Origin of the sequence: Vescimonas coprocola, assembly GCF_018408575.1 — a bacterium.
Classification (GTDB): domain Bacteria; phylum Bacillota; class Clostridia; order Oscillospirales; family Oscillospiraceae; genus Vescimonas; species Vescimonas coprocola.
On record NZ_AP023418.1, the window covers coordinates 633,130 to 658,060 of the forward strand.

Annotated in this window: 21 protein-coding genes and 1 pseudogene; 16 read left to right on the forward strand and 6 right to left on the reverse strand. The window is 53.7% G+C overall.

Translation table 11 applies throughout. The annotated features are described in order from the left end of the window. Window positions 1-26: 26 nt before the first annotated feature. From KJS28_RS03135 to KJS28_RS12750, 3 genes and pseudogenes are all read right to left on the reverse strand, one after another. Complete coding sequence (locus KJS28_RS03135) at window positions 27-467, reverse strand: isochorismatase family protein (RefSeq protein ID WP_228298427.1); 441 nt, start codon at window positions 465-467, stop codon at window positions 27-29. A gap of 371 nt (window positions 468-838) precedes the next feature. After that, window positions 839-1,726, reverse strand: a pseudogene (locus tag KJS28_RS03140) (radical SAM mobile pair protein B); the annotation flags it as partial. Between the two features lie 194 nt (window positions 1,727-1,920). Then, window positions 1,921-2,166 (reverse strand): DUF6076 domain-containing protein, encoded by a 246-nt coding sequence (locus KJS28_RS12750; RefSeq protein WP_213541700.1) that lies wholly within the window; start codon window positions 2,164-2,166, stop codon window positions 1,921-1,923. Window positions 2,167-2,429: 263 nt separating this feature from the next. Here KJS28_RS12750 and KJS28_RS03150 point away from each other — a divergent pair, with 263 nt between their 5' ends. From KJS28_RS03150 to KJS28_RS03160, 3 genes are all read left to right on the forward strand, one after another. Further along, a complete protein-coding gene (locus tag KJS28_RS03150) occupies window positions 2,430-2,741 on the forward strand; it encodes a hypothetical protein (protein ID WP_213541701.1) in 312 nt (103 codons plus the stop codon). A gap of 401 nt (window positions 2,742-3,142) precedes the next feature. Further along, entirely contained in the window at window positions 3,143-4,468 is a 1,326-nt protein-coding gene (locus KJS28_RS03155; protein ID WP_213541702.1) for an amidohydrolase family protein, read from the forward strand. 4 nt (window positions 4,469-4,472) lie between these two features. Beyond that, complete coding sequence (locus tag KJS28_RS03160) at window positions 4,473-4,850, forward strand: VOC family protein (RefSeq protein WP_213541703.1); 378 nt, start codon at window positions 4,473-4,475, stop codon at window positions 4,848-4,850. A gap of 2 nt (window positions 4,851-4,852) precedes the next feature. Here KJS28_RS03160 and KJS28_RS03165 read toward each other — a convergent pair whose 3' ends face one another. Next, window positions 4,853-5,644: a GntR family transcriptional regulator gene (locus KJS28_RS03165; protein WP_213541704.1), complete on the reverse strand. Its 792-nt coding sequence runs from the start codon at window positions 5,642-5,644 to the stop codon at window positions 4,853-4,855. Between the two features lie 144 nt (window positions 5,645-5,788). On the opposite strand from KJS28_RS03165, the gene KJS28_RS03170 reads away from it, so the two are divergent. The 9 genes from KJS28_RS03170 to KJS28_RS12620 all read left to right on the forward strand — a co-directional run bounded on the left by KJS28_RS03170 (window position 5,789) and on the right by KJS28_RS12620 (window position 14,727). After that, entirely contained in the window at window positions 5,789-7,318 is a 1,530-nt protein-coding gene (locus tag KJS28_RS03170; RefSeq protein WP_213541705.1) for an ABC transporter ATP-binding protein, read from the forward strand. Beyond that, complete coding sequence (locus KJS28_RS03175; protein ID WP_213541706.1) at window positions 7,311-8,348, forward strand: ABC transporter permease; 1,038 nt, start codon at window positions 7,311-7,313, stop codon at window positions 8,346-8,348. Before KJS28_RS03170 ends, KJS28_RS03175 begins: the two co-directional genes overlap by 8 nt. Further along, on the forward strand, window positions 8,345-9,244 hold the full coding sequence (locus KJS28_RS03180) for an ABC transporter permease (protein ID WP_213541707.1): 900 nt from the start codon (window positions 8,345-8,347) through the stop codon (window positions 9,242-9,244). The genes KJS28_RS03175 and KJS28_RS03180 overlap by 4 nt, the downstream gene beginning before the upstream one ends. 23 nt (window positions 9,245-9,267) lie before the next feature. Further along, the gene (locus KJS28_RS03185; protein WP_213541708.1) at window positions 9,268-10,389 is read left to right on the forward strand and encodes a BMP family ABC transporter substrate-binding protein; all 1,122 of its coding nucleotides are present in this window, start codon (window positions 9,268-9,270) and stop codon (window positions 10,387-10,389) included. Window positions 10,390-10,401: 12 nt separating this feature from the next. Further along, entirely contained in the window at window positions 10,402-11,340 is a 939-nt protein-coding gene (locus KJS28_RS03190) for an amidohydrolase family protein (RefSeq protein ID WP_213541709.1), read from the forward strand. 18 nt (window positions 11,341-11,358) lie between these two features. Further along, window positions 11,359-12,315, forward strand: coding sequence for a bifunctional 4-hydroxy-2-oxoglutarate aldolase/2-dehydro-3-deoxy-phosphogluconate aldolase (locus tag KJS28_RS03195; protein WP_213541710.1), 957 nt, complete (start codon window positions 11,359-11,361; stop codon window positions 12,313-12,315). Window positions 12,316-12,327: 12 nt separating this feature from the next. Continuing rightward, complete coding sequence (locus tag KJS28_RS03200; protein ID WP_213541711.1) at window positions 12,328-13,353, forward strand: sugar kinase; 1,026 nt, start codon at window positions 12,328-12,330, stop codon at window positions 13,351-13,353. A 12-nt stretch (window positions 13,354-13,365) separates the two neighbouring features. Further along, window positions 13,366-14,520 carry a pyridoxal phosphate-dependent aminotransferase gene (locus KJS28_RS03205; RefSeq protein WP_213541712.1) on the forward strand — a complete coding sequence of 385 codons (1,155 nt, stop codon included), beginning with the start codon at window positions 13,366-13,368 and terminating at the stop codon, window positions 14,518-14,520. A 75-nt stretch (window positions 14,521-14,595) separates the two neighbouring features. Continuing rightward, entirely contained in the window at window positions 14,596-14,727 is a 132-nt protein-coding gene (locus KJS28_RS12620; protein WP_267873553.1) for a hypothetical protein, read from the forward strand. 66 nt (window positions 14,728-14,793) lie between these two features. Here KJS28_RS12620 and KJS28_RS03210 read toward each other — a convergent pair whose 3' ends face one another. Further along, complete coding sequence (locus KJS28_RS03210; protein ID WP_213541713.1) at window positions 14,794-15,753, reverse strand: DUF6076 domain-containing protein; 960 nt, start codon at window positions 15,751-15,753, stop codon at window positions 14,794-14,796. 465 nt (window positions 15,754-16,218) lie between these two features. Between KJS28_RS03210 and KJS28_RS03215 the strand changes: the two genes are divergently transcribed. The 3 genes from KJS28_RS03215 (at window position 16,219) to KJS28_RS03225 (ending at window position 18,612) form a co-directional block, all read left to right on the forward strand. Beyond that, window positions 16,219-16,434, forward strand: a complete 216-nt coding sequence (locus KJS28_RS03215; protein ID WP_228298429.1) for a helix-turn-helix domain-containing protein — start codon at window positions 16,219-16,221, stop codon at window positions 16,432-16,434. Beyond that, window positions 16,424-16,873: a helix-turn-helix domain-containing protein gene (locus KJS28_RS03220; protein WP_213541715.1), complete on the forward strand. Its 450-nt coding sequence runs from the start codon at window positions 16,424-16,426 to the stop codon at window positions 16,871-16,873. The genes KJS28_RS03215 and KJS28_RS03220 overlap by 11 nt, the downstream gene beginning before the upstream one ends. 587 nt (window positions 16,874-17,460) lie before the next feature. Then, window positions 17,461-18,612 carry a tyrosine-type recombinase/integrase gene (locus KJS28_RS03225; protein ID WP_213541716.1) on the forward strand — a complete coding sequence of 384 codons (1,152 nt, stop codon included), beginning with the start codon at window positions 17,461-17,463 and terminating at the stop codon, window positions 18,610-18,612. A gap of 804 nt (window positions 18,613-19,416) precedes the next feature. Here the strand turns inward: KJS28_RS03225 and KJS28_RS03230 are convergent. Beyond that, entirely contained in the window at window positions 19,417-22,761 is a 3,345-nt protein-coding gene (locus KJS28_RS03230) for an LPXTG cell wall anchor domain-containing protein (RefSeq protein ID WP_213541717.1), read from the reverse strand. 1,001 nt (window positions 22,762-23,762) lie between these two features. On the opposite strand from KJS28_RS03230, the gene KJS28_RS03235 reads away from it, so the two are divergent. Next, window positions 23,763-24,914: a tyrosine-type recombinase/integrase gene (locus tag KJS28_RS03235; RefSeq protein ID WP_213541718.1), complete on the forward strand. Its 1,152-nt coding sequence runs from the start codon at window positions 23,763-23,765 to the stop codon at window positions 24,912-24,914. Window positions 24,915-24,931: the final 17 nt, after the last annotated feature.

The window sequence follows — 24,931 nt, forward strand, 5'->3', positions numbered from 1 at the left end:
TCATAGGTGGTGAGGAGGATACCCTCCTATTTGGCCCGCTCCAGCGCCATCCGGTGGTCGGCGGGCTTGCGGCTGGAGAGGCAGTCGGTAACCAGATACGGCTGGTAGCCGTGGGCCTTCAGATCCATGGCGGTCTGGAGCACACAGATGTGGCTCTCGATGCCGCAGAGCAGCACATAGGGCTGCTGCTCCGGGGGCAGCAGCTTCTCCCGCAGCTGGGGATAAGCGCTGAAGGTGAGCTTTTCCAGATGCTCCGATGTGCCGGCGGCCTCCCGGATGGGGGCCACGGTATCACCCAGACCCTTGGTATACTGCTGCGTCAGGTACACGGGGACGCCCAGCACCCGCAGACCCTTCAGCAGCTTTACGGTGTTTTGGAGCAGCGTTTCGGGATCAGTCATGGCGGGCAGGATACGCTCCTGATAGTCCACGCAGACGACGGCGGTTTTTTCTCGGATGATTCGCATAACAGACCTCCTGTTGACTTCTGTGGATAACAAAAAGACCCGAAGCCTTACGGTTTCGGGTCTTTTTGGCACGCCGTGAGGGATTCGAACCCCCGGCCTTCTGGTCCGTAGGTTGTCTCAAGGGTAAATCGGAGTCGTTTCGGCTCCGATTTGCGCTTTTTACCACCGTTCGCTCGGCGGATTTTCCGTTGTTTCCATTCAGCCCTGCCCGCTTTTTTCGGATTCTGGGTCAAAACTGGGTCAGAGAAAATTTTGAAATTACAAAACAAAAGTTGTCAAGCGTTTGTCCAATATAATTTTTATCACGTTGACACACGTGACTTAGAGTGTGGGTGTCGATTGTCCATACTACGTTTCAGAGCACCCTAAGATCATACTTTTTGAGTTCGCTTTCCGGTGTTCTCAGAGCCGCGTACTTCCTCGTGGTAAAAATAATCCACAATGACCGGATGTCCCGGCTCTGCCCGGCCGTAGGGGAGTTCGTTGTCCACAAAGGGACAACCGCATTCTCTTGCAAGGTACTCCGCCTGTTCTTCCAGACCACGGAAGTAGCTTCTGTCTCCCTTGCTGTAGATGGTGTCGTACAGGGGGAACAGGTGGGGATATTTCTCCTGGATATAGTCTAAGATGTCTTTTTTGAAACCGCCCCGCAGATTCAAATTTTCCAGCCACACCAGGTCGCACTGATCCTTCACCCGGCGGAAGATGGCCTCGAAATCCGTGATACCGGGAAAAACCGGAGCGATAAAGCACACGGTGCGGATACCTGCGTCATAAACCTGTTTCATGGCATCCAGCCGCCGCTTGATGCTGACGGCATTGTCCATATCGTTTTTGAAATCCTCGTCCAGCGTATTGATCGACCAGGAAACCGTGACCTTTCCCATCTCTTTCAGAAGGTCGATATCCCGTACTACCAGGTCAGACTTAGTGCAGATCAAAATCTCCGCGCCGCTGTCTTTCAGTTGCTCCAGCAGCTTGCGGGTATTTTCGAACTGTTCCTCCTGGGGCAGATAGCCATCGGTCACAGAACCGATGACTACGCGCTGTCCGGCGTATTTCCGGGGATTTTTGATGGCAGGCCAATGCTTCACATCCAGAAAAGTACCCCAAGGCTCAGTATGGCCGGTGAACCGCTTCATGAACGAAGCGTAGCAGTATTTGCAGCCATGGGTACAGCCTACATAAGGATTGACGGAATAGCCTCCCACCGGCAGGGTGGATTTTGTCATAATATTTTTGGTTTCTACATCCTGAAGGTTGGTCGGATATTTTTCGCGGACATTTCAGGGCATTTCCACACCTTTCCGCTCGGGAAATTTCACAGCGGTATCCTTTCCGGTACGGATAAATCCGCCGGATTTTTCCGCGTTTGGGTCACGGTTTGGGTCAGAGCAGAAAACTAGCGGCGCAGAAACTGCGCCGCAGTAATCAAAGATTAAGCAGTAAATCGTCAAATTCGCAGTTCCTTCTGATAGTCCGCCAGTTCCATTTCACTGTTCTCTGCCTTCTGCCGTAATTCTACAGTATACCGAGACCACTGCTCAAATTGAGCGGTGGTCATTTTCCGCTTCAGGTAGCGGGCGAAATGCGTTTTGTCCGCGCGATTATACGCGAGCCAGATGGATTCATTTTTGCATTTGTCGTCGTACCGTTTGTGGGAACCGATCTCGCGGCAGTGCTGTTCGCCGTACTTCACGGGACGCTCACAGTACTCCGCGCTCACGCGCCCGGTCTGTGGACCCAGCGATCGCGTATGCTCCGTGCTGAATCTATGGTAGCGTGGTAAATGACGGTCTGCAAAAGCTTTGTGTGTATACAGACGAACTGATAGTCGTTCGGAAAGATGTTGCCGACAAAGACGTGAACAAAGCGGCATGGGAGGCCATGCGCAGAATCATTGGCCAGCTAGAGTATTGAAAATCCATCGGAGTTGTTCATCAGAAACTGTTGGAGTTTGCGATGGAACTGCGTACGGTCAATGGCAAAAAGCAATATGGGTACCTCAAAAAGCCGCTGAAAGATATGCTGGATTTCATCGTGGATGAACTTGAAAAGATGCCGGAGGTAGCAACGTATTATTCCATCTGGAATGACCTGCGTGATACGCTAGAAAGTTACTACAAAAGCAGGTCCGGACAAGCACAATCCGCTTTCGCAGCAGAAAGAATTTCGCGCAATCAAGAACGTCATTATTCAAGAAGCGGCGCATTTGCGCTTTCAGCTCGAAGATTCTTTTGCACAGACTTCTACAAATCCGACACTTGCAGGTGAAAATACTCTATCCGCAGCTTCTCACCAAGTGCGTCTTCCATCCGAATATCTTTTGAGTTCAAGCGTCAAATTGTTTCACCAGATGAGGCAAGTTTTCCACGACACCGCCGCGCCACCCAGCAACCCGATGGGCATCTGCGTGGACTCCAAACGCCGTAAAAATCTCATGCAGAAGCGGGTGGCGATAGGACATAAGCAGGATGCCCATGGGCAGTCGCAGAGCAGTTTTGGGTAATTTGTCGTACAAATTGCACTTTTAACAGAAAAGAAAGGGAGGTAAACAGAGTGTTTTTTTGCATGTATCCAAAGATGTTATTGAAGCACTTGTTTGTGTTGACGGTGACCAAAAATGTTGATATTATGTAGCTAAGATTTATATGAATTGCCGAGTAGGGGATGCTATGAGCCAAGTTGAATATTTTGCGGAGCGGAGCTTTGCAATCAAAGGGACGCTGGTTTTTACCGCACAGCGGGATCAATTTACCATCATGGAAGACGCATATCTGGTCTGCGATGGAAAAAAAGTTGCAGGGACTTATTCAGCGTTACCGGAGCAATATCGTCAAATTAAGGTTCTGGATGCAAGCGGGAAATTTGTGATTCCCGGAACATGCGACATCCACGTTCACGCCTCACAAGCACCCTTTCAAGGTATTGGGCAAAATATTGAAAACGGACAGTGGAACACATGGTTCGAGCGTTATGCGTTCCCAGACGAGTCTAGATTTAACGATCCAGCGTATGCGGAACTGACCTACACCCGCTTTGCGAAGTCACTTCTTGCTACACCGACGACGCGCCTGTGTGCCTATGCCACGACCAGCCGCACGGCGACAGAGACTCTCATGAAAGCTCTGGCAAAGTTCGGCTTTGCAGGTTACGTTGGGAAAGTCAATATGGATCGAAACTGTGCAGCTGGACTGTTGGAAACAACAGAGGAAACAATTGCGCAGACCCGCCTTTGGCTAGAGGAAACGAAAGATGGTATTGGTGCAATCTACCCGATCCTCACACCGCGTTATTTCCCGAGTTGTACGGAAAGCTGTTTAGAGCAACTGGGAGAGCTTGCCGAGGAATACCACGTCCCAGTGCAGTCACATCTTTCGGAGGGGCTGGATGAAATTGACTGGGTGCACGAGCTTGCACCGGATCTTGATTATTATGCGCAGGCCTATGACCGTGCTGGTTTGCTTGGACCGCATACACGGGCTGTGATGGCGCACTGCGTTTTTTCCTCCCCCGAAGAGGTGAAAACGCTGAAAAGACGCAATGTGCTGGTAGCACATTGTCCACAGTCGAATATGAACAGTTGCGGTTGCGCAGCACCAATCATGGAATATCTCGATGCTGGAATTGCAGTCGGACTGGGCACGGATGTCGGCGGCGGCAATACCCTGAATATGTTCCGAACGATCTTTGAAGCGATTTTGGCGTCTAAAGTCTTTTGGGCTTCCAAAAACAGCGCGCGCAATATGGATCAGCGGAAAGTTTTGTCTCTGCCCAATGCGTTTTACCTTGCAACAAAAGGCGGCGGCGTACTTTGGAAAAGCGGGAGCTTTGAACCGGGATATTGCTTTGATGCGGTGATTTTGGATGACAGCCGCTTCTGCGACGGCGTGCAGCGGACACCGTATGAGCGGATAGAACGGTTAATTACCAGGTCGGATGATCGAGACATCTGTGCAAAATATATTGACGGCGTCTGTGTCTACAAAAAAGGAGAATAAGAACATGACAGCATTTACAGGAGACATTCAAATCCTTCTATACACCGAAGAGGAAAACTTTTCTGTCTGCCGAGACTTCTATCAAACGCTGCTCGGACAGAAGCCATATTACAGTTGGAACGAAAGCGCGCAGGATTGCGGCGCAAAGTTCCGGGCTGGTCGCGGTACAATCAGCGTACTCTGTCAGGCACATGACAGAAAGACCGGCCCTGTGATCGTCAATCTGGAAACCGAAGATGTCGATCAGACCTATCAGGAGCTTACGGCTGCAGAAGGCATCCGGATTGTGAGCAAGCCTGTAACACAGAGCTACGGTACAAGGTACTTTGCCGTTGAAGACCCCTGTGGAAACCGGATCAACCTGTATCACAGCAATCACTGAGTTCAGACGATCCTGCGGTTCAGCTGATACTTGATATAGTCTGTGTCCGAGTAAATCTGCGAACTGATAAACGGTTCATTGTGATTATCAAGACACATGCTGCTCAGAAAGAGCAGCGGATGCTGCTTGTCCTCGAGCGGGGATTCAAGGAACGGGTAGTCTTCCGGTTGGGCAACGGAGATTGTGGTTTCGTCCTGACAGGCGGCGCGGCCGGTTGCGAGAAAAAGGAAAAGCCGCAGATCGGTATTGTTTGACCCAAGCAGCTGTACACGCTGACCTTTCGAGAGGAAGGCCAGCGGGAAACTGTCTTCAGCCAGTACACAAAAATGTTCATCTGCCGTGTACAGGCAGCGCCGGGTGAGGATCCGATCTTCTTCACCGATGTGAAAACGGGTGGAAAAGAAAGCTCCTGCGCGCTGCTGCACAAATCCGAGCTGCCGCATGGCGGGCGTGTGTCCCTGCTTGGAGATCAGCGTCGGAAAATCGACAAAGTGGAGCAGGCTTTCATCCTCCAGCAGCGGCTGATGACGCACATAGGTGCCGCTTCCTTGCCTGCGCTGGACGAAGCCTTCTGTTTCCAACTGGCTCATGACTTCCCGGATCGTGGTTCGGCTGACATCGAAACGCTTTGCAAGCGCAGGCTCTGAGGGCAGCCGTTCGCCGGGTTCCGCATTGCGCAGCAGGAGTTCAAACGGAACGCTGGAGGTACTTTGCAGAAAGGATCCGATGCCGCAGGGGAACGAGACGCTGATGTTTGAAGCACAGGATGCAGACAGTTGCTTTGAGGCAATCATGAAAAAGGAAGCGCCGCTGGTTCAGGTTTTGCAGGAACCCTGTGGCTGCAAGGACGGAACGCGGGCGTTTACCCTGCTTGATCCGCATGGAAATCATGTTGTGATCTATAGTGAGCAGAGATGATAAAACAGGAGGAACGGCGAGTGGAACCGATTTTACGGGCGGAAAAACTCACGAAACGATTCGGAGAATTGACGGCAAACCGGGAGATTGACATCGAAATCCACGCCGGTGAAATCCATGCGATAGCAGGCGAGAACGGTGCGGGAAAAAGTACGCTGATGAAGATGCTCTATGGTGTCTATCAGCCGACTGCCGGAAATCTGTATATTGACGGAGAAAAAATGGAGCGCTGGAATCCGACGATTGCCCGCGAAAAGGGTATCGGAATGGTATTTCAGGATTTCCGGCTCGTTCCTGCTTTCACAGTTCTGGAAAATGTATTCCTTTCCCTCCATTCTGCCGGGTGGAAGATCAATAAAAAGAAGCTTCGCGATGAAATTAATCGAATCTCTGCGGAGTATCGCCTTTCCGTGGATCCTGACACGGAGGTTTGGAAGCTTGACCTCGGACAGCGGCAGCATGTGGAGATCCTGAAGATTCTGCTGGATCCGCAGACCCGTGTGATGATTTTCGATGAGCCCACAAGCGTGCTGGCACCGCACGAAGTGCAGGCTTTTCTGCAGATGCTGAGCGGATTCCGCAATAAGGGGTATGGGATCTTCCTGATCACGCACAAAATTGACGAGATCCTTGCTGTGGCTGACCGAATCACAATTCTGCGTCAGGGCGAACATGTCTGTACCTTTGAACGCAGAGATGGCTTCAGCCAGCAGCAGATCATCTCGGCAATGATGGGGAATGTTCCGGTCAACTTTGAGCTGGAACGCCCGGAATGCAGTGAGGAAAACGAAGCAGCGGCACTGCAGCTGTCGCTTTCCGGAGTCAGCATAAAGGATGACCACGATCAGTTGATTCTGCATGATGTCAGCTTTGAAATGCACAAAGCAGAGATCCTGGGCATTGCCGGCATATCCGGAAATGGGCAGAGAGAACTGGCGGAGGCCATATACGGAGCGCGGAAGCTGCAGAGCGGTATCCTGAGCGCAAATGAAGAGGATATCTCCTCAACAGATATTGCGCATAGAATCCGGTTGGGGATGCGAATGGTGACTGAGGATCCCATTCGCGACAACGTTGTTCCGACGTTTTCGATTCTGGAAAACATGGCGCTGGTCGGCCTGGATCCGATTTACCGCCATGGTGATATGGACTGGCAGGCAATGCGCAGTCAGCTGCAGACACATTCTGAGGTCAAGACCCTCCGGGTCCCACAGGCAGAAAGAATTGCCGGGACACTTTCTGGCGGCAATCTGCAGCGAATGACGTTTGCCCGTGCCGTTATCTCTAGACCGCGCCTGTTAATTGCCAGTTATCCAAGCCGGGGACTGGACATCGCCACAGTACACGCAGTCCACAAGACACTGTTCCGGCTGAAAAAACAGGGCGTGGGTACGATCCTGATTTCCGAAGATATCTCGGAGCTGTTCACGATGTGCGACCGGATCCTGGTCCTGTCTTCTCACACTGCGTTTGGACCGTACTGTGTAGACGCGTGTACGCCGAATGAGATCGGAAAAATTATGCTTCAAGGAGAGAACGCACATGAATAAGGCACAAAAGAAGCCGCTGCAACTTCAAGACAGCTTGGCAGTTAGGATCCTGATCTGCGTCCTGTTTCCTCTGATCGCGTTTGCCGGGCTGCTCCTGTCGCAGGGCAAATCGCCGCTTGTGGCGTATCAGACCATCATTACATCTATTTTTGGTTCGGCTTACGGCTTTGGCGAAGTAATTGTCCGTGCGTCGTATCTGATCCTGACGGGTCTTGCGGCAAGCATTCCGGCCCGTGTTGGCCTGGCCAACGCAGGCGGAGAAGGCCAGATGGCGATTGCCGCTCTCGGAACCGCTGTTGCCGGAAGCACAGTGCTGGCAAATCTGCCCGGTGTTATCGGAATCCCGCTGATGCTGCTGGTTGGTATGATCTGCGGGGCTTTGTATGCAGGCGTCGGTGTTTTTCTGAAGCAGAAGCTTGCAATGAACGAGATCCTGACGACAATCCTTATGAACTATGTTGCGACCTACCTGATCTCTGCCATGCTGTTTGGCAGCCTTCGCGATCCAAATGGATGGAATTACCCGCAGACGGTAGAAATTGCGCCCCAGCTGCGTTTTCACACCTTTTTTGGAACAAGAATGAACGCCGGTATCTTTGTCGCGATTGCCATGGCAGGCTTGACCTGGTATATCATCTATCATACAAGAGTGGGGTTTGCGGTGCGTACGATCGGCGGAAACCAGATGGCTGCACGTTACGCAGGCATACAAGTGAGAAAAATACAGACCTGGGTGTTCTTGTTCGCGGGTGCACTTGCCGGCCTTGCCGGCGCGGTCATGGTCGTCGGCGTCGAGGGCCGTGTGCGGATCAGTGCGGGCGAGACCATGGGCTTTATGGGCTTCCTTGCTGCAGGAATGGCTGGAAACAACCCGCTTTTGCTGATCCTGTCCGCCTTACTGATCGGCGGTTTGACCGTCGCCGGTAACGGCATGGAGATCAACACCGGGCTTCCGGCGGCGACAATGCAGATTTTGATCATGCTCGTTTTGCTGACAATTATGACGGTGGGAGGAAAGAGAAAGGCATGAATGAACTAACAACGATTCTCATTTGCATGGTCAGCGCAGGAACTCCCATCATTTACGCGCTGCTTGGGGATTTGGTTGGCCAACGAACCGGCATCACCAGCCTGAGCGTAGAAGGAAGCATGCTTTGTGGCGCATGTGTAGGCTTTGCCGTAGCAGCCGGGAGCGGAAGCCTGTTTTTGGCTGTTTTGTGCGCAGCGATTGCAGGCGGCTTGATTGGGCTGATCCAGGCGTTCCTTTCCATCTCCAGAAAAAGCAACATGATGGCGACCGGGTTTATCCTGATTTTCTTTGCGCAGGGCCTGACCACCTTTTTTGGAAGATCGCAGCTCGGCGTCAGCCTTGGAAAGTCGTTTTCCCTCGCCATTCCGGTTCTGAGCAAGATTCCGGTGATTGGGCCGGCCTTTTTTCAGCAGGATATTCTGACGTATATCGCTTATGTACTTCCGGTGTTAGCTTGGTGGTTCCTGACAAAAACAAGAACGGGGCTGGTGCTCTGTTCTGTGGGGGAACGGCCTGATGTCACAAGAGCGTACGGGTATAACCCGGTGGTTCTGCAATACGGAGCGGTTATTTTTGCAGGTGTTCTGGCTGGAATCGGCGGGGCACATATGAGCGTGATCTATGCGATGAGTTGGGCAAACAACATGATCAACGGACGGGGAATTATTGCCTCCTCTCTGGTGATCCTCTGCTCGTGGAAGCCGCAGCGAGCATACCTTGCGGCGTATCTGTTCGGCCTGGCACAGGCGCTGCAGATATTCTTCCAGATCCACGAAGTGCCCATTTCCATGTATGTGACATTGATGATGCCCTACCTGTTTACATTGGTTGCTCTGGCAATTATTTCGACGTCCAAAAAGCCGTCGATGCCGGAACAACTGAAAATTATTACTTAAAGAAAAAGGACGGAGGAAAAACAATGAAAAAAGTAGTTGCAATGATGTTGGTGCTGGTTCTGCTCGCGGCAACGCTGGTGGCATGCGCAAAGCCGGCTGACCCCACCCAGACGCAGACGGAACAGACGGGCGACGTCAAGCCCGGTGCGGGGGCAAAGAAGCTTGGCATTATCCTGAGCGGAACAAAAGACGACTATGGCTTCAACCTGAATTTCGTGCAGCTTGGTGAACTTGTTGAGAAAGAGCTTGGCATTGAAGTCGTGATCAAGGAAAACGTCCCTACAACCTCTGACAGCGAAGGTGTCATGGAGGAGCTGATTGCACAGGGGTGCACCATTCTGTTCCCCTCGCAGTTTGGATTCCTCGAATACTCGCACAATGTCGCGCTGCGTCATCCTGAGGTAGCGTTCTATTCGCTCCCGATCACGGATTACGCCGGCGGAAACTTTTCCATCATCCATGGAGAAGTGCAGGATGTCTGGTATCTGAATGGTGTCCTGGCCGCCATGTATTCGACAACGGACAAGATCGGCTTCATTGGCTCTCTGCCGATCCCGGATGTCATTGTTGCCATCGACGCGTTTGCACTTGGCGCGCAGTCGATCAAGCCTGAGATTGATATTACCGCGGTCTTTACCGGGTCGTGGGCGGATACTGGCCTGCAGACCACATCTGTGAACCAGTTGATCGACAGCGGTTGTGATGTCATTGCGCCGTTCCAGGATTCCATCAAGACGATGATGGAAATCTGCCGCAGCCGTGGCGTGCACTGCTTCGGCTGCAACTCTGATGCGTATGAGCTGGATCCCCAGACGTGGCTGTCTGCGTGCATTACGGATTGGAGCGGCTATATTCCGTATCTGAAGCAGGCGATTGACGGAGAATATGAACCGGTGAACATCAGCGGCGGCATGGAACTGAACCTGATCAAGCAGGCAACATTTGGCGACACAGTCTCTGATGAGATCGTGGCGAAGCTTGGTGAAGTGCGCGAGCAGTTGATTAACAAGGAGATTGCCGTGTTTGAGGGCCCGATCTATGCGCAGGACGGTTCGGTCATGTTTGAGGACGGATACAGACCGACGATCGAAGAAATCAACGTGATCGATCAACTGGTTCAGGGCGTAAAGGGCAGCATGAACTGAGCGGGAAAAGCTATGCTGATTGACGCGCATGTTCATATTTTCCCAAACGTTGATGGGTATGGCCCAAAAGGCCATACCCATGGCGCGGGATATGGCCGGATTGATGCAGGAGACGGCATTGCACAGGATGTGCTGCCGGCGATCAACGAAAACACCAGCCATACATTGCAGATGCTGCTGCATGAGATGCGGCAGGCACAGGTGGATAAAGCTGTCCTGATTCTTTGCCCATGCTATGGAGACTGGAGCGAGTATGTACTGCAAGCATGCCGGGACTATCCGGAGCAGTTTACTGCCTCCGCTTTTTTTGACCCTTGGAGTCCCGCGGCGCGCCAGTATTATGCCGAAAAGCTGGAAGGATCGCTTTGGAAAAACATTAAAATTGAGTTTTCTGAGGCGGGCGGCCTGTACGGTGTCTATCCCGGCGTACAGCTGGATGCACCAGAGCTAAGATGGCTTTGGGAGGCCATGGAAGCAGGTGGAAAAACGGTTTCGTTTGACCTCGGTCGGCCAGGCGATGGTTCTTATCAGACAGATCAGATCGCGTCCATCGCAAAGCGTCATCCGGGATTGAAAATCGTGCTTTGCCACATGGGGCAGCCCTCGCGAGCTGCAGAGCGCAACCCGGAGCTTTGGTCTGCGTGGTTGGAGCAGATTCGTTTGGGTACGTTGCCAAATGTTTGGTTTGATCTTTCCGCGCTCCCGTATCATGTGCAGAAGGAAGAAGAATATCCATTTCCCAGTACGAAACGCTATTTTGACTTGGCACGCGGGATCGTGGGAGCAAAGAAATTGTTATGGGGGACAGATATTCCATGGCTGCTGGGGACGGCAAACTATCAGCAGTTGGTGGCACACGGAAAATTCCTTTTGTCCGACTGTACGGAGAAAGAGCGAGAGATGATGTTTGCAGGAAACGCATGGGATGTTTATTGGAATCATCGCAAATGAAAGTAGGGAGTCGACAAAATGAATGTTTCTGAAAGACTGGCTGCATCGGCTGTTGTGCCGGTTGTGGTATTGGATGACGCGAAGGACGCGGTCGCGACGGCAAAGGCTTTGCTTGCCGGCGGCGTGGACGTGATGGAAATCACGTTCCGCACGGCTGCTGCGGCGGACTCGATCAAGGCAGTCGCGGAAAGCTGCCCCGACATGTTAGTTGGCGCAGGAACGGTCATTACGCTTGAACAGTGTAAAAAAGCCACCGAGTGCGGCGCAAAATTTATCGTATCCCCCGGCTTTGACGAAGAAGTCGTCCGCTGGTGCGTGGAAAACGGCGTTGCCGTGACGCCCGGCTGCGTGACGCCGACGGAAATTATGGCGGCAATGAAGCTGGGTTTAAACGTTGTGAAGTTCTTCCCGGCTGGCGTTTATGGCGGACTTTCTGCCATGAAGGCGCTCTCGGGTCCGTTCGGCGGGATCAAATTCATCCCGACCGGCGGCGTGAATGGTCAGAACATCGGCGAGTTCATCGCCGCGCCGTTCATCCACGCAGTCGGCGGCAGCTGGGTCTGCTCGAAGGCGGACATTGCAGCCGGTAATTTTGAGAAGATCACAAAGCTCTGCAAGGAAGCAAGAGCCGCTGCGCTGGGGTTCGAGGTAGCGCACGTCGGCGTCAACTGCGAAGATGCCGATGCGGCATCCGCGGTCTGCGAGAAGCTGAACAAAGCGTTTGATCTGCCGGTCAAAGACGGCAACTCTTCGATGTTTGCATCCAGCGGTATCGAGGTCATGAAGTCCATGTTCAAGGGCAAAAACGGTCATATTGCGATCCGCACCAACTCTGTGGAGCTGGCGGTGGCAGGGCTTGCAAAGAAGGGCTTTGCGTATGACGAAAGCTCGGCAAAGTACAAAAACGGACGTATGACAGCTGCATACCTCAAAGACGAGTTCGGCGGTTTCGCCGTGCATCTGCTGCAGAAGTAAGGAGGGACGAAGATGAAAGTTCTGACATTTGGTGAAATTATGCTCCGCCTGAAAGCGCCGGGACACGAGCGCTTCTTCCAGAGCCCGATGCTTGAGGCGACCTTCGGCGGCGGCGAAGCCAACGTGGCAATCTCCCTTGCAAATTACGGCATGGACGCAGAATTTTTGACCGTCTTGCCGAAGAACGATATTGCAGAGTGCTGTATCCGCGAACTGCGCTATTTTGGCGTGGACACAAAGAAGATCGTCCGCAGCGAGGGTCGCATGGGCATTTATTACTTAGAGGGCGGCGCAAATCAGCTGCCGAGCAAGGTCGTCTATGACCGTGCGTATTCCTCAATCGCACTTGCAAAGCCGGGCGATATCGACTGGGACAAAGCCTTCGAGGGTGTGGATTGGTTCCACATCACGGGCATTACGCCTGCAATTTCCGAATCCGCAATGGAGCTGTCGCTCGAAGCCGTCAAGGAAGCGAAGAAGCGGAACATCACCGTCTCCTGTGACCTCAACTACCGCAAGAACCTCTGGAAGTATGGCAAGAAGGCCAGCGAGGTCATGCGAGAGCTTGCAAAGTATGTCGATGTGGCGATTGCCAACGAAGAAGACGTGCAGAAATCGCTCGAAATTACCGTCGATGTGAACGTCGAGTCCGGTGAACTCGATCGTAAGAAGTATAAAGCGCTCGGCAACAAGGTGCTGGAAAGCTATCCGAACATGAAGTGCATCGCCATCACGCTCCGTGAGAGCCACAGTGCCGACTGGAACGGCTGGGCGGCGTGCCTGAATGACGGCAAGGATTTCTATGTTTCAAAGAAATATGAAATCCGCGACATTATTGACCGCGTGGGCGGCGGCGACAGCTTTGCGGGCGGTCTGATCTACGGCCTGAACCAGTATGAGGACAAGCAGTCCGCGCTCGAATTTGCAGTTGCAGCTTCCTGTCTGAAGCACAGCGTCATCGGCGACTTTAACCGTGTCAGCGTTTCCGATGTGGAAAAGCTCATGGGCGGCGACGGCACGGGGCGGGTGCAGAGATAACAGGAGAATATCATGGAATGGATCAATGAAAAAGCAAAAACACTGAAGCAGGGCGCAATCCGCGCCATGTTTGACCGCGCAAACACCATGACCGGCGTCATCAGCCTCGGCATCGGCGAACCCGATATGCCTACGCCGAAGCTGGTCTGTGAGGCCTGCAAGGAAGCGCTCGACAAGGGCATCACGCATTATACGCCGAACGCCGGTACGCTCTCGTTCCGTCAGGCCATCGCGGAAAAATCCTACCTGAAGGATCTGCACTACGACCCGAACACGGAGATCATCATCACCAACGGTGGCATGGGCGCGCTGAGTCTCCTGTTCCTCATCCTGCTGAACAAGGGTGATGAAATCCTCATTCAGGATCCGCAGTGGCTGAACTATGTGGCGCAGGTCGCATACTGTGACGGCACGGCGGTCCGCGTCCCCACGGATCTGAAGCATAACTTTGAAATGCAGCCGGAAACCATCGAAAAGCTCATCACACCGCACACCAAGGCGCTGATGATCAACACCCCGAACAACCCCACCGGCTCCGTTATGACGCGCGAAACGATGGCAAAGATCGCCGAGCTGGCCGTGAAGCACGATCTGCTGGTGATCTCTGACGATGTCTACAACACCCTGCTCTACGCCGGAGAGGAAGCGCACTGCATCGCGTCTTTCCCGGGCATGAGAGAGCGCACCGTCATCGTCAACAGCTTTTCAAAGTCCTATGCGATGACCGGCTGGCGCATCGGCTTTGTCGCAGCCCCGGCGGAGATCGTTGACCGCATGACCAAGTGTCAGGAAAACTTCAACGCCTGCGCCAACGCCCCCGGCCAGTACGCGGCGACCGTTGCGCTCGACCATCCGGAGCTCTGCGAAGAGCTGCGTCAGGTCTTTGAGCGCCGCCGCAGCATCCTGCTCGACGGCCTCGCCAAGATCGACGGCATCCGCTGCAACCGCCCGAACGGCGCGTTCTATGTCTTTGCCGACATCAGCAGCTTCGGCCTGAGCAGCGTCGAGTTCTGCAACCGCCTGCTCGACGAGCAGAAGGTCGTCTGCATTCCGGGCAGCGCCTTTGGCGAATGCGGCGAAGGCTTCATCCGTATCGCATACACCTGCTCGGATGACAATCTCCGTGAGGCGCTCCGCCGCATCGACACCTTCTGCAAATCTCTGTAAGCCTCTTTCCCTTTCCGCCTCTGCCGATGGCAGCGCTGCGCATTATATAGGCATGAGTTTTGAAAACAAGATGACATGGGTTATCTCGCATACAAGGCTGCAAAGGCCGGCGGTTTCTACGCTGCGGCCATCGGCTCCGCGGCAAATTCCTTGCTTGCGGATTTCCGTTTGCAAAAGCTTTCCGACCTGGTGAAAACGTTTGCGTAAAAGGACTGTATTTTGCTCCGCTATAGACAAAGAATACGCTGCCGACAGCTTACCGGCAGCGTATTTTCATATTTTGGAGTCGCGGAGCCACTGCTGGAAATCCTCCAGCGAGATGATCTCCCGGTCGCACTTCTTCTTTTCTTCTCTGGCTTTTTCACTCCAGGCATAGAACTGCTCGTCGGTGATGCGCCCGGCCTTGATCCACGCGAAGCGCTTTTTGTACTCCTTGCGGTATGCTTTGAAAATCGGGTCATCGGTCTGTCTTTTCGTCCACTGCCGGAACGCACCGATCTCGCGGCAGCGCTGCTCACCGTACTTTACCGGGCGCTCGCAGTACTCCGCGCTCACGCGGCCGGTCTGCGGAAACCAGCGGCCGCAATTCTTGCAGCGGCGCACGGTCACGCCGCGCTCGACGCAGCTTCGCAGCGAATAGTCGATCATGTCGCGCACGACGGACGAGTATAAAACAGGCGCGCACCGGCCCGGCTCGACCGGTTCAAAGCTCAGCGGGATTGGCTCAAATCGGAACAGCTCCGGATCTCTCGGCTGGTCGTGATGATAGTTTTTCGCCGCCTGTTTCTGCGGTTCACGCCCGGCGGAATCCACGTCCAGCACACATTTCAAAAACTTCTCGACCTGCTTCCTTGTCTCTGAAAACTGCTTTGCAAACTCCTTTAAGTCCAAAGCAATCGCCTGAATTTCCGCTTGACCGTAGCCATTTACGGAAAAACAGCCGAAGCTGCGCGTATATAGAAGGCGAAGATAAATGTGCTTCTCGGCCAGCACACCGAGCTCCACCATCGCGGCTGTATACGCTTCGCGGGCGCGGCTCTCAACGAAGCGTTCCCAATTCACGCTGATGCGTTCCAGCATCGGCGTGATTTCTTTTTCGTCCAGTTCCAGAAACGTCAGCAGACTTTCCAAAAACGGAAGTTCCAGCCGCTTGGACGGCAGCCCCTGCATTCCGAACGCATCATTTTCAAAGAACTCCTTCTCACCGGAGAAATACATCTTTGCATACCACATAGTCGTCACCTCAAATATGGACTAATTGTAAATTATAAATGCAATAGCCTTGACAAAAATATAGCTCTATGTTACCTTAAAATCAGAAAGCTGTCTAAATTATTTTATCATAGTCTAGCATCACATAGACAGCTTGTCAACGAAAAGTTGCTCTGTACCTTGAAAATTTCACACCCATCTCCAAAGACGATACTCGCCGGAGAAGTATGCCGCGACGCTGCAAAAGCAGCCAGCGTACCGAGGCGAAGCCAACGCCGTGTGCGTCAACAAAAGGCCGCAGGGCAGGAACGGGTATGGAGGATGGTAACCGGAAAAGAAAAAAGCCGTCCGGCTGCTGCAACAGTCGGACGGCGCGCCGCGTTTCGGAAAACACGGACTGCAACTGTGTTCAATCTAACAGAGGGACCTCCGAAACGCAAGTTTTTTCTCCGAAAATTCTAAAATTATATGGAGGTAAAAAAGACTTTGAACACATCAAGCATCAAAAATTTTGACGAGCTGCCGCTGTTTCTAAACGCACAGCTTGTCTCCCGCACGCTGGGCGTTTCGCCGTCGAGCGCCTATGAACTTCTGCATGAGGACGGCTTTCCGTCGCTGCGGATCGGCAGCCGGCTTGTCGTACCGAAGGAGCAGTTCCGTCTATGGGTAGAACGGCAGACGGGAGGCACGCATGAGGAATAAGTATTACACGTCGCGCGATCCGATTAAAAACTACTTTCCTCTGCCGAATGAAGTTTTCGCCCTCGGTCTTTCACCGGGCGCGTTGGCTGTCTACAGCTATCTGATGTACACTGAGGATCGGACGACATATCAGTGCCATGCAAGCTACAAAACGATTGGTAAAGCCGTCAATATGAGTCCGAACACCGTGCGAAAATATGTGACAGAACTGGTAGAGCGAGGACTCATCAAGACGGAACGCACTACGATCATCACGCAGGATGGACGCAAGCAGAACAGAAGCCTTCTGTACACGCTCCTGCCCATTCAGTTCTCTATCCAGCAGTTTTATGAGCAAAAGCTTGCAAAGCTGGACACGGAATGTGAGCAGGAACGCATCCGAAAACGCTTGGAAGCGCTCCAACAGGCACGGCAGAAAACCACCTGTCCACCCGCGTGAGCCGCGTGTGGCGGCTGTGTCCGGTTTTCCGGACACAGCCGGGCGCGTACCCACCGGAAACCCAAGACCGGACGTTGCGCCACCGTGCGGGAGAACAGAAAATTCGACCAAAGCCCAGCGCATCGGGTTCGGTCGAAAGAGGAAATGCGGCAACCGTGGAAAACACCGAGACGGGCAAAATAGGGGGATTTTGGACGCTGCGGCGAGAAAGCAGGAGAAAGGCATTGGCGCTTTTCGCGCCAATGCCTATTCACAGCAGCCCGCAGTGCGAGCTGCCGCAAGGGTTTGCGGGTTTTGGAAATTGACGCTTTTTTCGAGGGTACCGGAACGGTTTGACGCTAAATTTGAGAAAAGTCGCCGCAAAGCCCCGTGTCACAACGGTTTGCGGCGGCGCTTTGATAGAAAATCGGTACGCTTTATACCGTTGTAGTCGGCGGAAGTCTCCGTAGCAGCTCAAATCTTGCTACGCCATAAACAAAGATAAGCGGCGGTTGAGAATTGATAACTTTCTGATAATAGTGTGGCTTCCCCATAGCTTTTCTCTGCCTTTTACGGTATTGTGTACCGTTACAAAGGAGGTCGATTTTATGCCAAAACGACGAGCAAACGGAGAAGGCAATATCCGAAAGCGCAAGGATGGACGATGGGAGGGCCGCTACACAGTCGGTCACGATCCGGAAACCGGAAAAGCCATCATCAAGAACGTTCTTGGAAAGACGCAAGCGGAAGTAAAAGAAAAGCTGAAGAAAGCCATCGAGGAAAATGTGGGCATCGACTATGGGCGGGCCAAGACCTACACCGTGGGAACATGGCTGGAGGTCTGGATGGAGAACTACGCGAAAGTAAAACTCAGACCCTCCACGTTCAAGACCAGCCAAGGCTTTCTGAAAAACCACATCAAGCCGCAGATCGGCCGCGTTCCGCTGGCAGAATTGACCTCTCTGGACTTGCAGCGGTTCTACAAACACCTGTTGGACGGTGGCCGGGTTGACCGTATCGAGGCCAAGAAAAAGCCGAAAGGGTTAGCACCGAAAACCGTGCGGAACATCCATCAGATGATCGGTTCGGCGTACAATCTCGCCATGGAGCAGAAGTTGGTGAGCAAGAATCCAACGCAGGGCTGCGCCCTGCCAAAAGTCGAGCACAAAGAGATGAGAACGCTGACCGCCGACCAACTCAGCGCCTTCTTCCGGGAGGCCAGGGACAGCGGCGTGTACGAACTCTACTACCTCGACCTCGCCACCGGACTTAGGCGGGGCGAACTGCTGGGACTGAAATGGACGGACATCGACCTCGACCGTGGTGTGCTGAAAATCCAACGGGCCATCTCGCGGCAGAACGGCAAGGTAATGGAAGCCCCGTTGAAAACGAAAAACGCCTACCGCACACTGCCGTTGTCGGCAGACGCGATAGACGTTCTAAAGGCACAGAAAAACAAGGTGGGAAGCAGCGAGTGGGTATTTCCATCGCCCACCGGATGCCCCATGTCACCGGACAGCGTCCTGCATATGCTGCAAAGAGTGCTGAAACGGGCGGGATTGCCACGGATACGCTTCCATGACCTGCGTCACACCTTCGCCACCATGGCGCTGCAAAACGGCGTGGATGTAAAAACCGTGTCCTCGATGCTCGGTCACTACTCCGCAGGCTTCACGCTAGACACCTACGCCCATGTCACCACTGACGCCCAGATGAAAGCCGCCCAGACGATGGGGAGCATCCTCTCCCGTGCGGTATAGACCTTTCCGCTATCCGCTCCCGTTGGGGTCAGCGTTTGGGTCAGAAAAAAGCAGCGGGAGAAAACAACAACTTATGCAAACAAAAAGACCCGAAGCCTTACGGTTTCGGGTCTTTTTGGCACGCCGTGAGGGATTCGAACCCCCGGCCTTCTGGTCCGTAGGTTGTCCCGAAGAAAAAACGGAGCCGTTTCGGCTCCGTTTCAAGCTGTTTACCGATATTTGCTGGACAGGCATTCCTTTGTTTCCGCCCGTAACTGCCTGTTCCAGTTCTATTCTGGGTCAAAAATGGGTCAAAATACTTTTCCATACAGCATATGCTATCGCTTAAGGTCATTGTACCATAGTGTAAGAGCATATACAACAACGAACCTAATAAAAATGTGAAAACCTCCACAATTCAAGAATAGGCTTCCCGCAGCCCTGCGGGGCTGCGATGCCGGAGAAAGCGGACGCACGCTGTAAACGCATACATCCGCTTCCTCCGGCTTTGCTGTGTCAGCTGACGAGACCCTCGCACAGAAGTACCCCGTGTTTGCCCTCGTGAGCCGCTGTGTGACCTCCTTCGGGGAAGGGAAGCATCCCAGCCCAAGAGAAGGCTTTCAAGCCGGTTTCGGGCGGATTTGGAAAAGACTCTGCGTTTGAGCCGTGTCGTGTGGCAGCGCAAAAATGACCACGCTGTAATCAAAGAATACTGAGACCGGAAACGACAGGCGTTCCTTCCCCCCACACAAAACGGCAAAAGCGGGGGCGCTTGACGCACCTCCGCTTTTGCCATATAGAGAAAAATCAAAGAAAGGCGGCTTGTTAGTTCTCTTTGCGCTTACGGGTGACGATCACCGCGCCAGCCATGACAGCCACAAGACCCATGCCCAGATACAGGGTGATACCCGCGTCGCCGGTGTTACCGGACTTCACGTCCTTACCGTCGTTCTTCTTGTCATCGGTGGTGCTGGAACTGGAACTGCCGCCAGTGGGGCGGGTCAGCTTCTTGTAGGACTTCTCGGCATCCAGCAGGGTCTGATAGTTGGTGACAAGCTCCTTCTGCGCATCGGACAGCGCGTCATAGGCCTTGCGGGCGGCCTTGATGCTGCTGCCGCTGTCCTTGGTCACTTCACCGATGGCGTCGATCTTGGCGATCACATCCGCCACAGCGTCCTCGTCGGCCTGAGCCTGTGTCTTGAGGTTCACGTAGTAGATCACAGGCTCCTTTTCGCCCTCCTGCACCACAACGCGCACCATGCGGTGGTTCAGGGAGTCAAACTTGGCGCTCTTGCCGTAAACGTCGTTGATGTAGACGTTGGTGTTCTCCGGCGCGTCCACAGCCACCTCAACGGCGGTATCGGCCACGGCGGAATACACGTCCACGCCATCCTTCAGCGCCAGCTTCTGGCCGTTGATGGAGATGGAGGCGGGAGCGGCGGTAACGCCAACGGGAGCGGCAGCCGCGTCGGTCTTATAGATGGCGCTGACCTCGGTGGACTTTTCGCCGATGCCGCCGCCATCGACGTTGGAGGCGGTCTGCACCTTTACGTACTTGACCCAATCCAGCTTCACGGGCTGGCCGTTCTCGTCTACGGCCCAGTCAAGGTCGAATACCTCGCCGCCCTCGGCACCGGTGTAGGGATTCAAGCCGTTATAGCAGGTGTCGGCATAGCCCCACTTGGGAACAGCCACATCGAAAATCTCATTACGAGTGGTTCCTTTGCCGCCCAACAGCGTACCGGTAACGGTAATACTGGTATCATTTTCAGCTGTCCACGGGAACAGGGGATAGAGGGCTTTGTTGGGATAGAGATAGCTGGTGCCGGAATAGCCCATGCTGTCTGTCCAGTCTGCCGCCGTACCGGAAGCGCCGCCATAGACGGTGGAGGTGCCGGTGGACTTGGTGTAAGTTATGGTATAATCCCAATAGGCGTGGTTGCTGTAGTGGTCGGAACCAGCCAGCGTATACCACGTCTTGCCATCCTGCGATACCAACACATTGGCAGGCTCATAAAAGCCGAAGTGGTTGGTGCCGTAGTTGTTGCCCCGCACCACGAAGTCCACGCCGTAAGGGTGGTTGGGATCGTTGGTGATCAGTTGGTCAAAGCGGTAGATGATGTAGCCGCCGAAGTTGCCCAAAGATACCAGCATATTCATACCAGTACCACTCTGCGGGAAGCCTGCCAGCGCCCGCTCCGGCATGGTTCCATAAGTACCCGTTGCGTTATTGGCGTTGTTGGTGTACTGGCTGGCCAGACACAGATATTCCTCCACCGCTGTGGGGGTATCCATAGCGTTATCCCGCTGGTACACCGTAACATTAAAGCGCAGCTTGCGGCCAGTGGTAGACTCTGCCAGCACATAGTAGGTCTTTTCCATCCGCCGGGAATGCAGTCCGCTGGCCTCAAGCTCGGAAGCATTGACAGGCAGCACGTAGAAGCCATCCTTCTGCTCCAGTGCAGCGCCCTCTGCCTTGTATTGTTCATCGGTGAGATAGACTTTCTTTGCCTCAGTATTAAAAAGGAAAGAAGCGGTCTCTGCATTGCGGTCAAGTATCATGCTAAAACTGTTCTGTGCCGTCTGCACTGGAGTATAGAGGGTCGCATTTTCTACCTTGACCTCTTGGATGGGGCTGTCTGTGTCCTGCTCCCACGCCAAGAATACATTTTCCTTTTCTACCTTAATCCTGTTACAGAACCAGTCGCTCTCAGGGTATTTCGGTAGTATTCCACGGGTAAACAGAACTCTTTCGGGCGCAAAGGTTGTTTTGCTTAAATCGCCCTGCGCACGTGTCACAGCGCAAAAACCTTCACTGTCATATTCTGGTGTCCAAAGAGGTGTACCGGTTGCAGGGCCGCTATTATCAATAATCGTATAGCCTTTGGCAGGGCGGACTAAGATGTGGTCGACGGCGGCAGGAATCTCAATCACATTGAAGGTGCCATTTCCGACAGCTCTGGTCTCTGCCTTCATGGTCAAGGGTTGCTTAGTTCCGTCACCAAAGACCGCATACACTTCGGCCAACGGCAATACGTTAAACTGCAGCTCACCCTGTAGCGTCGGATCGTCCACCGAAGTGGCTGTCAGCACAAGAGCATTTTTCACTTCTGTGCCCTTGATCGCAATGCTGGATTGTCCGTCCCAAGGATTCTTTGCTCTGTACGGCATCACGGAGGGATCGTTGACTGTCCAATTACAGACCACCGGCTCGCCCTTTTCGTTGGTGGCAGTCACGGTGACCTTCTCGTTCCAAATGACGCTTTCCTTGTCTGTGGTCAGCGTCAGCTTGGGAGTGGTCACGCCGCCTGCCTCCACCGTCACCGCGGCGTAGGCGGGGGAGCTGACGACATTGTTGGTACTCTTACCCTTGGCGCCGTTGGCCCACACATACCAGTCGCCTGCTTCGGGGAAGGTGATGCTGGCCGCACCGCTGGAGTCGGTGGTGACGCTCTGGGCGTCGCTGGCAAACAGCGTCTTGCCGTAGTAAACGGTCTGCGTACCGCAGACGTTATACTGCGTCCCGCTGGGACTCATCATGTTCGTCTGCGCTGTCTTACAGGTGATGGTTTTGGCCTCACCCGCCGTGGCGGTATAGCTGTGGGTGGGCGCATCGCCGTCCATGAAATACTGGAAGCCAGCGTAGGCGTCACCCCAGAAGCTCCAGTCGTCGAACATCGCCACGTCCACCACGTCGCCATCTTTCAGGATGATCCGGTCCGCCGTGGCGCCGGTGCTGCCCGACATGATGGGGTACACATGGTTCACATAATAGGTCAGGTTCTGATCGTGGCCCCAGAACTGCGTCATGTACATACTTCCGGCGGCACCGGACACGGTAAGCGCGTCTCCGCCTACCGTCAGCTTGCCGCTGTTCAGGTACTCCTGCTCCAGCATTTTGATGAACAGGTGCAGCACCGTGGGCTGCTCGCCTGCGTCCGCACGGGTGTATTTGCCCAGACCGTAGTCATCCAGATCAAAATACTCCACCGTTACCGGGACATAGGCCAGCGTTTTGCCGCTGGTGCCGTTTTTGTACTTCCCGTTATCCGACAGGGAGAAATAAACCGTGACCTTGCTGTTGTCTTCACCCGCGGCAAACGCCAGCGTGGGGATCAGGCTCAGCACCATCATCAGCGCCAGCAGAAGCGAGAGGATTCTCTTTTTCATCGCGTGATTTTCCTTTCTCTTTTGTATTTTTCTTATCTTAAAAGGCCGTGAGGTCTGAATTTTTGCGCATATGCGCAAAAACATAAAGCGATATCGCTTTATGAGGAGATCTTCTGGACTTGAGGAGGCTGGGAGAGGGGAGCGCCCCCTCTCCCGCCCGGAGAAAAGCGGCTTATCACCGTAGTCAGCCGCAAAAAATAACGCACAGCCAAACCCGGCTATGCGTTGTGGAAAAACAAAAGCGCATGGCCCAAATGACCGTGCGCCGCACCTCTCATTTTGGCTTCGGGAATGGCAAAACCAACCGGCCCGGTGCATAGCGTATCTGACTTAGCCCCCTCGCGCCGCGTTTCCGCGCCGCCCAAGGCATCACAGTGACCTTCTCGCGGGGCCTCTCACCCCATTCCGCCGCCGGGTGTTGTTTTCGCATTCGCGTTTGTTCCCCGGCGCACCGTCCGTATCTTTAGTTGTCGTAATGTAGTGTATCACATCGAAACGGGAATTGCAAGGGAGATGTCCGGTGTTTTTTACGAAAACAGTTGAGACAGGGCAGGGAGGGGGCATCCCGGCCTTAAAGGTGGTTTTCGGGCGGTTTTGCGGAGGACTTTCGGGACGAAGAGAGAAGCAGGAGAAAGGCATTGGCGCTTTTCGCGCCAATGCCTATTCACAGCAGCCCGCAGTGCGAGCTGCCGCAAGGGTTTGCGGGTTTTGGAAATTGACGCTTTTTTCGAGGTTCCCGGAACTGTTTGACGCTAAATTTGAGAAAAGTCGCCGCAAAGCCCCGTGTCACAACGGTTTGCAGCGGCGCTTTGATAGAAAATCGGTACGCTTTATACCGTTGTAGTCGGCGGAAGTCTCCGTAGCAGCTCAAATCTTGCTACGCCATAAACAAAGATAAGCGGCGGTTGAGAATTGATAACTTTCTGATAATAGTGTGGCTTCCCCATAGCTTTTCTCTGCCTTTTACGGTATTGTGTGCCGTTACAAAGGAGGCTGATTTTATGCCAAAAAGACGAGCAAACGGGGAAGGGAACATCCGAAAGCGCAAGGATGGACGCTGGGAAGGCCGGTACACTGTCGGCCACGATCCAGAAACTGGCAAGGCCATCATCAAAAATGTCCTCGGCAAGACACAAGCAGAAGTGAAAGAGAAACTGAAAAAGGCTATCGAGGAAAACGTCGGCATCGACTATGGGCGAGCCAAAACCTACACGGTAGGTAATTGGTTAGAAGTGTGGTACGAGAACTATGCCAAAATCAAGATGCGCCCATCCACCTACCTGACCTACCATGGCTACATCGAAAACCACATCAAGCCGCAGATCGGCAGCATTCCGCTGGCAGACCTGACATCTCTGGACTTACAGCAGTTCTATAAGCACCTGCTGGATGGTGGCCGGGTTGACCGTATCGAGGCCAAGAAAAAGCCGAAAGGGTTAGCACCGAAAACCGTGCGGAACATCCATCAGATGATCGGTTCGGCGTACAACCTTGCCATCGAGCAGAAGTTGGTGAGCAAAAATCCAACGCAAGGCTGCGCCTTGCCGAAGGTGGAGCACAAGGAGATGAAAACGCTGACCGCCGACCAACTCAGCGCCTTCTTCCAGGAGGCCAGGGACAGCGGCGTGTACGAACTCTACTACCTCGACCTCGCCACCGGACTTCGGCGGGGTGAACTGCTGGGACTGAAATGGACGGACGTCGACCTCGACCGTGGCATACTGAAAATCCAACGGGCCATTTCCCGGCAAAACGGCAAAGTAGTCGAGGCACCGTTGAAAACGAAAAACGCCTACCGCACGCTGCCGCTGTCGGCAGACGCGATAGACGTTCTAAAGGCACAGAAAAACAAGGTGGGAAGCAGCGAATGGGTATTTCCATCGCCCACCGGAGGCCCTATGTCCCCGGACAGCGTCCTGCATATGCTGCAAAGAGTGCTGAACCGGGCGGGATTGCCACGGATACGCTTTCATGACCTACGCCACACCTTCGCGACGATGGCCCTGCAAAACGGCGTGGACGTGAAAACGGTCAGCAGTATGCTCGGACACTACTCCGCGGGCTTCACGCTGGACACCTATGCCCATGTCACCACCGACGCACAGCTCAAAGCGGCGCAAACGATGGGGAGCATCCTCTCCCGTGCGGTATAGACCTTTCCGCTATCCGC

What these genes read in the sequence shown, in the direction of transcription:
- KJS28_RS03135 (WP_228298427.1), bottom strand. Translation starts at nt 467, where the DNA reads ATGCGAATCATCCGAGAAAAAACCGCCGTCGTCTGCGTGGACTATCAG.
- KJS28_RS03150 (WP_213541701.1), top strand. Translation starts at nt 2,430, where the DNA reads ATGGAACTGCGTACGGTCAATGGCAAAAAGCAATATGGGTACCTCAAA.
- KJS28_RS03155 (WP_213541702.1), top strand. Translation starts at nt 3,143, where the DNA reads ATGAGCCAAGTTGAATATTTTGCGGAGCGGAGCTTTGCAATCAAAGGG.
- KJS28_RS03160 (WP_213541703.1), top strand. Translation starts at nt 4,473, where the DNA reads ATGACAGCATTTACAGGAGACATTCAAATCCTTCTATACACCGAAGAG.
- KJS28_RS03165 (WP_213541704.1), bottom strand. Translation starts at nt 5,644, where the DNA reads ATGATTGCCTCAAAGCAACTGTCTGCATCCTGTGCTTCAAACATCAGC.
- KJS28_RS03175 (WP_213541706.1), top strand. Translation starts at nt 7,311, where the DNA reads ATGAATAAGGCACAAAAGAAGCCGCTGCAACTTCAAGACAGCTTGGCA.
- KJS28_RS03180 (WP_213541707.1), top strand. Translation starts at nt 8,345, where the DNA reads ATGAATGAACTAACAACGATTCTCATTTGCATGGTCAGCGCAGGAACT.
- KJS28_RS03185 (WP_213541708.1), top strand. Translation starts at nt 9,268, where the DNA reads ATGAAAAAAGTAGTTGCAATGATGTTGGTGCTGGTTCTGCTCGCGGCA.
- KJS28_RS03190 (WP_213541709.1), top strand. Translation starts at nt 10,402, where the DNA reads ATGCTGATTGACGCGCATGTTCATATTTTCCCAAACGTTGATGGGTAT.
- KJS28_RS03195 (WP_213541710.1), top strand. Translation starts at nt 11,359, where the DNA reads ATGAATGTTTCTGAAAGACTGGCTGCATCGGCTGTTGTGCCGGTTGTG.
- KJS28_RS03200 (WP_213541711.1), top strand. Translation starts at nt 12,328, where the DNA reads ATGAAAGTTCTGACATTTGGTGAAATTATGCTCCGCCTGAAAGCGCCG.
- KJS28_RS03205 (WP_213541712.1), top strand. Translation starts at nt 13,366, where the DNA reads ATGGAATGGATCAATGAAAAAGCAAAAACACTGAAGCAGGGCGCAATC.
- KJS28_RS12620 (WP_267873553.1), top strand. Translation starts at nt 14,596, where the DNA reads ATGGGTTATCTCGCATACAAGGCTGCAAAGGCCGGCGGTTTCTACGCT.
- KJS28_RS03210 (WP_213541713.1), bottom strand. Translation starts at nt 15,753, where the DNA reads ATGTGGTATGCAAAGATGTATTTCTCCGGTGAGAAGGAGTTCTTTGAA.
- KJS28_RS03220 (WP_213541715.1), top strand. Translation starts at nt 16,424, where the DNA reads ATGAGGAATAAGTATTACACGTCGCGCGATCCGATTAAAAACTACTTT.
- KJS28_RS03225 (WP_213541716.1), top strand. Translation starts at nt 17,461, where the DNA reads ATGCCAAAACGACGAGCAAACGGAGAAGGCAATATCCGAAAGCGCAAG.
- KJS28_RS03230 (WP_213541717.1), bottom strand. Translation starts at nt 22,761, where the DNA reads ATGAAAAAGAGAATCCTCTCGCTTCTGCTGGCGCTGATGATGGTGCTG.
- KJS28_RS03235 (WP_213541718.1), top strand. Translation starts at nt 23,763, where the DNA reads ATGCCAAAAAGACGAGCAAACGGGGAAGGGAACATCCGAAAGCGCAAG.